Annotated in this window: 5 protein-coding genes and 6 tRNA genes; all 11 read left to right on the plus strand. The window is 61.7% G+C overall.

The window, feature by feature from the left end:
* A partial coding sequence (gene ftsH / locus VK519_RS11135; protein WP_324349818.1) for an ATP-dependent zinc metalloprotease FtsH occupies window positions 1-1,445 on the plus strand: 1,445 nt, incomplete at its 5' end.
* Window positions 1,446-1,611: 166 nt separating this feature from the next.
* Window positions 1,612-1,688: transfer RNA gene (locus VK519_RS11140), tRNA-Arg, on the plus strand.
* A gap of 180 nt (window positions 1,689-1,868) precedes the next feature.
* Window positions 1,869-1,945 (plus strand) — tRNA-Pro (locus VK519_RS11145).
* A 25-nt stretch (window positions 1,946-1,970) separates the two neighbouring features.
* Window positions 1,971-2,047: transfer RNA gene (locus VK519_RS11150), tRNA-Arg, on the plus strand.
* Window positions 2,048-2,063: 16 nt separating this feature from the next.
* Window positions 2,064-2,140: transfer RNA gene (locus VK519_RS11155), tRNA-His, on the plus strand.
* A 20-nt stretch (window positions 2,141-2,160) separates the two neighbouring features.
* Window positions 2,161-2,236: transfer RNA gene (locus tag VK519_RS11160), tRNA-Lys, on the plus strand.
* Window positions 2,237-2,503: 267 nt separating this feature from the next.
* Window positions 2,504-2,791: a hypothetical protein gene (locus VK519_RS11165; protein WP_324349820.1), complete on the plus strand. Its 288-nt coding sequence runs from the start codon at window positions 2,504-2,506 to the stop codon at window positions 2,789-2,791.
* 351 nt (window positions 2,792-3,142) lie between these two features.
* Window positions 3,143-3,227, plus strand: a tRNA-Leu gene (locus tag VK519_RS11170).
* A gap of 231 nt (window positions 3,228-3,458) precedes the next feature.
* Window positions 3,459-4,751 carry a trigger factor gene (tig, locus tag VK519_RS11175; RefSeq protein ID WP_324349821.1) on the plus strand — a complete coding sequence of 431 codons (1,293 nt, stop codon included), beginning with the start codon at window positions 3,459-3,461 and terminating at the stop codon, window positions 4,749-4,751.
* 53 nt (window positions 4,752-4,804) lie between these two features.
* Entirely contained in the window at window positions 4,805-5,431 is a 627-nt protein-coding gene (gene clpP, locus VK519_RS11180; RefSeq protein ID WP_414692741.1) for an ATP-dependent Clp endopeptidase proteolytic subunit ClpP, read from the plus strand.
* 97 nt (window positions 5,432-5,528) lie between these two features.
* Window positions 5,529-6,707: ATP-dependent Clp protease ATP-binding subunit ClpX (clpX, locus tag VK519_RS11185; protein WP_324349824.1), on the plus strand; the 1,179-nt coding region annotated here is incomplete at its 3' end.

A 6,707-nucleotide genomic window follows, 5' to 3' on the forward strand; every position in this document is an offset into this window, starting at 1 on the left:
ATGTCGCCGGTTGCGACGAGGCCAAGGAAGAAGTAGGCGAGCTGGTCGAGTTCCTGCGCGACCCGGGCAAGTTCCAGAAGCTCGGCGGCAAGATTCCCCGCGGCGTGCTGATGGTGGGCCCGCCCGGTACCGGTAAAACCCTCCTTGCCAAGGCGATCGCCGGCGAGGCCAAGGTGCCGTTCTTCTCCATCTCCGGTTCCGACTTCGTCGAGATGTTCGTGGGTGTCGGCGCCAGCCGTGTGCGCGACATGTTCGAGCAGGCCAAGAAGCACGCGCCGTGCATCATCTTCATCGACGAGATCGACGCCGTGGGTCGCCATCGTGGCGCAGGCCTGGGCGGCGGCCACGACGAGCGCGAGCAAACGCTCAACCAGTTGCTGGTGGAAATGGACGGTTTCGAAGGCACCGAGGGTGTCATCGTGATCGCCGCCACCAACCGTCCGGACGTGCTCGACCCGGCGCTGCTGCGTCCGGGCCGCTTCGACCGCCAGGTCGTGGTGGGCCTGCCGGATGTGAAGGGCCGCGAGCAGATCCTGAAGGTGCACATGCGCAAGGTGCCCACCGCGGCCGACGTCGACGCCATGACCATCGCCCGCGGCACGCCGGGCTTCTCCGGCGCCGACCTCGCCAATCTGGTCAACGAGGCTGCCCTGTTCGCCGCGCGCGAAGGCAGCCGCGATGTGCGCATGGTTCACCTGGACCGTGCCCGCGACAAGATCCTGATGGGCACCGAGCGCCGCTCGATGGCCATGAGCGACGATGAGAAGAAACTCACCGCCTACCACGAGGCCGGCCACGCCATCATCGGCCGCCTGGTGCCCGAGCACGACCCGGTCTACAAGGTTACGATCATCCCCCGCGGCCGCGCGCTGGGCGTCACCATGTACCTGCCCGAGGGCGACCGCTACAGCATGAACCGCGTGGCGATCGAGTCGCAGTTGTGCTCGCTGTACGGCGGCCGCGTGGCCGAGGAGCTGATCTTCGGCGCCGACAAGGTCACCACGGGCGCGTCCAACGACATCGAACGGGCCACCAAGATGGCGCGCAACATGGCCACCAAGTGGGGCCTGTCCGATGAGCTTGGCCCGATGTCCTACGGCGAGGACGAAGACGAAGTGTTCCTGGGCCGTTCGGTCACCCAGCACAAGAACGTCTCCAACGAAACCGCACGCAAGATCGACGAAGTAGTGCGCCATACCCTTGACCGCGCCTACGCGCGAAGCAAGGAACTGCTCACCACCAACATCGACAAGCTGCACAAGATGGCCGATGCCCTCCTGCAGTACGAGACCATCGACGCGCGCCAGATCGACGACATCATGAATGGCCGTGAGCCCGGTCCGCCGGCCGACTGGGAGCGCAAGGACAGCCCCAGCCCGACGCCTCCGCCGCCGCCCAAGGGCGACGCGGGATCCACCTTGGGCAAGCCCGCCACGCAAAGCTGATCAGGAAACGGCGGCCCTTGGGTCGCTGTTTTGTTTAGGCACTTTGTTTCCGTACCGATGCAAAGAAATTTCACCAAAAGTGTTGACGCATCGGGTCGAACCCTGAATAATTCCGCTTCTTGGTTGACCGGCACCTCACGGCGCAGGTCAACCAAATCGTTTTAGTGCGCCCGTAGCTCAGTTGGATAGAGTACCAGGCTACGAACTTGGTGGTCGGGAGTTCGAATCTCTCCGGGCGCACCATTTTTTCAAGGTAGGCGAGGCGAGTGGTTTTCGTCTCGTTGGTGGCTTCTAAGCAGGGCCATCGGTAAAAAGTTGTTCGATGTGGTGTCCGGGTTTCAGGCAGATTGGATTGACGGGGTGTGTGAGTACCCTTAACATTTGAAGGCTTGTTTCGCGGTCGCGAACGATGGTTTCGAATGTCGGGGTATAGCTCAGCCTGGTAGAGCGCCAGCTTTGGGAGCTGGATGTCGAGAGTTCGAATCCCTCTGCCCCGACCAAGCGTTCGCTCCGTGTAAAGAGTCTGCGCCTGTAGCTCAACCGGATAGAGCATCGGCCTTCTAAGCCGACGGTTGCAGGTTCGATTCCTGTCGGGCGCGCCACACGAAGAGTTTTACGGTGGACGTAGTTCAGCTGGTTAGAGCACCGGATTGTGATTCCGGATGTCGTGGGTTCGAGTCCCATCGTCCACCCCATTTTGGTAAAATGTTTCAAAGGGCCGTTAGCTCAGTTGGTAGAGCAGTTGACTCTTAATCAATTGGTCCAAGGTTCGAATCCTTGACGGCCCACCAACAAAGAGAAGGGATCACGCGAAAGCGTGGTCCCTTTTTCTTTGCGTGCTTAATGGGCCGAGGCGGTTAGTTTCGATGTAGGCAATTTCTCTGCTCGTTCTGCCCTGCGCCCGCATGGGCGCGAGACCGCGCCTATATTTTGGGGAAGGCTCCGAACCTAACCTGTCCTTGCCATCAAGCAGGGACGCTCCAATGAAACGATTTCACTTCGCTCTGCTTCTCACATCCGTGGCAGTTCCAGCCACTACGTTGGCTGAGGAACCGCCCATGCACACGCTGCTAACCCGTCTGGACGGTGACTTTGTCAGCAGAAATGTCGAGCTGAATGAACTGGATGGAACGCCAGTGATCGTGACGCAAGTACTGCGGCACTTGGATGATGGATCCTTTGAGTACGACCCGTCGCTACAAAGCGAGGCAACTCGCCAGTTCGATGCCCGGCAATGCGAGCCTGGCATGTTGCCTTCAGGATCGGTGAGCATCTGGGGCGAGCACACGGTTCACGGGATGTCGTGCCATGTTTCATGGCCGATCGGCGAATTTGGCGAAGGTTGAGCCTGCCTGCCGACCATTCGATCAGGGGATCATTCCATATCCCGGCTCGATATCGCCGTAGCGCGCATAGATGCCACGGTCGCACGGATGGACGAAAGACTATCCCACATGGCTAGCAAGGCTTGGGTCCTCCGGGCTTTGGTAGCTCTGCTCGTCGCGATCCTTGGCGGAGCGTTCGCCCTTGCAGGTTTGTTGTTCCAGCACTTTCTCGATCAGGTACTGAAAGCCGTGGGCGGATAGCGGCGCTCGTTCCATCCTTGTGCCCATCCAGCCCCACCCCTAGAATCGCGGCGCTGAAACAGCGAAATCACCGGCCTGACGGGCAGGGTGGTTAGTCGTTTCAAACCCCATGCGAAAGTGGCGGAATTGGTAGACGCACCAGATTTAGGTTCTGACGGGGTAACCCGTGGGGGTTCGAGTCCCCCCTTTCGCACCATCGTTTTCCGCGCGGGTCTTTCCGCAATGCCGGTGATGGATTTTCCTGCGGCCATGCCGCCCCATACCCCGCCAAATACGGGATTTGATATCCTAAGCGGCTGGGGTGGAGGTCACTTCGTGGTGGTTTAACAGCCACTTTAACGTAAGTGATTGAATTCATTCATATACACACACGGCGGCCCTGGGCCGCTTTAGCGCCTGCGCAAGCAGGTGGTTTGCAGGAGTCGTCATGCAGGTTTCGGTTGAGAACGTCAGCAAGCTCGAGCGCAAGATCACGGTCAAGTTTCCGGCCGATCGCCTTGAGTCGCAGGTCAGCGCGCGCATTGCGGAAATGGGCCGCACGGTCCGCCTGAAGGGCTTCCGCCCGGGCAAGGTGCCGCTGAACGTGATCAAGCAGCGCTTCGGCGCGCAGGTCCACGGCGAGGCGCTTTCCGAGCTGATCGGCAGCACGCTGCGCGAGGCGGTGGAGAAGGAAAACCTCCGTCCGATCGCCAACCCGTCGGTCGAGACTACCGGCAACGCCGAAAATGGCGAGATCGCCTACACCGCCACCTTCGAAATCATGCCGGAGTTCCCGGAAATCGACGTCGCCGCGCTGGAAATCAGCCGTCCGGTGGCCGCGGTGAGCGATGCCGATATCGACAAGATGATCGAGACCCTGCGCCTGCAGCGCCGCAGCTTCGACGAAGTGCCCCGTGCCTCGGCTGAGGGCGACTTCGTGATGTTCGAGTACTCGGCCCAGGCAGGCGATTACCGCTTCCCGGCCGAGGGCCTGGAGCGCGCCGGCAGCGTGCTGGGCTCGGGCAACCTGTTCAAGGCACTCGACGACGCCCTCACCGGCCGTAGCGCCGGCGACGAAGCCAATACCGAGATCGAATTCCCGGCCGATTTCCGCAATACGGATCTTGCCGGCAAGAAGGCCCAGGTGGGCATCAAGATCATCAAGGTGCAGGCCCCGAACCTGCCCGCCGTGGACGACGACTTCGTCAAGGCCTTCGGCGTGGCCGATGGCGACATCGAAACCTTCCGCAAGGAAGTGCGAGCCAACCTCGAGCGCGAGCTCAAGGGCACCCTGATGGGCCGCCTGAAGGCCGAAGTGGCCGAAAAACTCGCCAACGCCTATCCGAACCTGGACGTCCCCAACCTGATGGCCCAGAGCGAGGCCCGTTCCATGGCCGCAGGCAGCGTGCCGCGTGGCCAGGAGCCGCCGGCGGAGCTGGTCGCCGCCGCCGAGCCGGTAGCCCGCAAGCGCGTGGCTGCCGCATTGCTCATGGGTGAAATTGCCCGGAAGAACGAGATCCGCATCGACCGCAGCCGGATGGCCGAGATGCTTACCACCATTGCCTCGACGTACGAGGAGCCTGAGAAGGTCATTGAGTTGTATAACGGTGATCCCCAGCTTATGTCGGGCCTGCAGAACCGCGTGATGGAAGACCAGGTAGCCGAGTGGGTGGCGGATCACGCCAAGACCACGGAGCAATCCCTGAGCTTCGACGAGGTCATGCGCCCGGTCGGCGGCTGAACCGTCGCCTCAGGGTTCGGGCACTAACCTCACCGGAGCGCACTTACATGTCCATGGACCCCATCCAGAGCCTCAACCTGGTGCCCATCGTCGTCGAGCAGACCGCCCGCGGCGAGCGCTCCTACGACATCTACTCGCGCCTGCTGAAGGAGCGCGTGATCTTCATGGTCGGTCCCGTCGACGACTACATGGCGAACGTCGTGGTGGCCCAGCTTCTGTTCCTTGAGTCGGAAAATCCCGACAAGGACATCAACCTTTACATCAACAGCCCCGGCGGTTCCGTCACGGCGGGCCTGGCGATCTACGACACCATGCAGTTCCTGAAGCCCGATGTCAGCACCATGTGCATCGGTCAGGCGGCGTCCATGGGCGCCCTGCTGCTGTCGGCCGGTGCGGCGGGCAAGCGCTACTCCCTGCCGCATTCCCGGATCATGATCCACCAGCCCTGGGCTGGCGGCATTTCCGGCCAGGCGACCGACATCGAGATCCACGCCCGCGAGATCTTGACCATGCGCGAGCGGCTCAATGCCATCCTGGCGCAGCACACCGGCAAGCCCGTCGAGCAAATCGCCAATGACACCGAGCGCGACCGTTTCATGAGCGCCGCCGACGCCCGGACCTACGGTCTGATCGACTCCGTGCTCGAAAAGCGGACCGTTGAAACCGTTAAATCTGCCTAAATTTCCGTGACTTAAGGCAGCATCCCGACCCTGGTCCCAGGGTTGGGACGCTGTGCTATTCTCAAGACGTACCTCGATCCGACGCAGGACCAACAGCATGAGCGATGAGCGGCAGAGCCGTTCCAACGACAGCGGCAAGATTCTCTACTGCTCCTTCTGTGGCAAAAGCCAGCATGAAGTGCGCAAGTTGATTGCCGGTCCCAGCGTATTCATCTGCGATGAGTGCGTTGAACTCTGCAACGACATCATCCGCGAAGAACTCGAGGAAAAAGCCGCCTCCGGTCGCACGCAGCTGCCCAAGCCGCGCGAGATCATGGAAACCCTCGACCAGTACGTGGTCGGGCAGACGCGCGCGAAGAAAGCCCTGTCGGTGGCGGTCTACAACCACTACAAGCGCATCGAGTCGCGCCAGAAGGCCGACGAAGTCGAGCTGGGCAAGTCCAATATCCTGTTGATCGGGCCCACCGGTTCGGGCAAGACGCTGCTGGCTGAAACCCTGGCTCGCCTGCTCAATGTGCCGTTCACCATCGCCGACGCCACCACGCTCACGGAAGCTGGCTATGTGGGCGAGGATGTCGAAAACATCATCCAGAAGCTCCTGCAGAAGTGCGACTACGATGTCGAGAAAGCCCAGTCGGGCATCGTCTATATCGACGAAATCGACAAGATCTCCCGCAAGAGCGAAAACCCGTCGATCACCCGCGATGTGTCGGGCGAAGGCGTGCAGCAGGCGCTGCTCAAGCTCATCGAGGGCACCCTGGCCTCGGTGCCGCCCCAGGGCGGCCGCAAGCACCCGCAGCAGGAATTCCTGCAGGTCGATACCCGCAACATCCTGTTCATCTGCGGCGGTGCCTTCGCCGGTCTCGAGCGCGTGATCCAGCAGCGTTCGGACACCACGGGCATTGGCTTCGGCGCTGAAGTGCGCAGCAAGGAGCGCACCGAGAACGTCGGCAAGCTGCTGTCGGAAGTCGAACCTGCCGATCTGGTGCGTTTCGGCCTGATCCCCGAGTTCGTCGGCCGCCTGCCGGTGGTTGCCACGCTCGATGAACTGGACGAACCGGCCCTGGTGAAGATCCTTACCGAGCCCAAGAACGCCGTCACCAAGCAGTTCAAGCGGCTGTTCGACATGGAAGGCGCGGAGCTTGAGTTCCGTCCCGAGGCGCTGGCCGCCATTGCCCGTCGGGCCCTGAAGCGCAAGACGGGCGCCCGCGGCTTGCGCACCATCCTCGAGCAGGTATTGCTCGACACCATGTACGAACTACCCTCGCTCGAACAC

The sequence above is a fragment of the Pinirhizobacter sp. genome, assembly GCF_035317885.1.
In the GTDB taxonomy this organism is placed as follows: Bacteria; Pseudomonadota; Gammaproteobacteria; order Xanthomonadales; family Rhodanobacteraceae; genus Pinirhizobacter.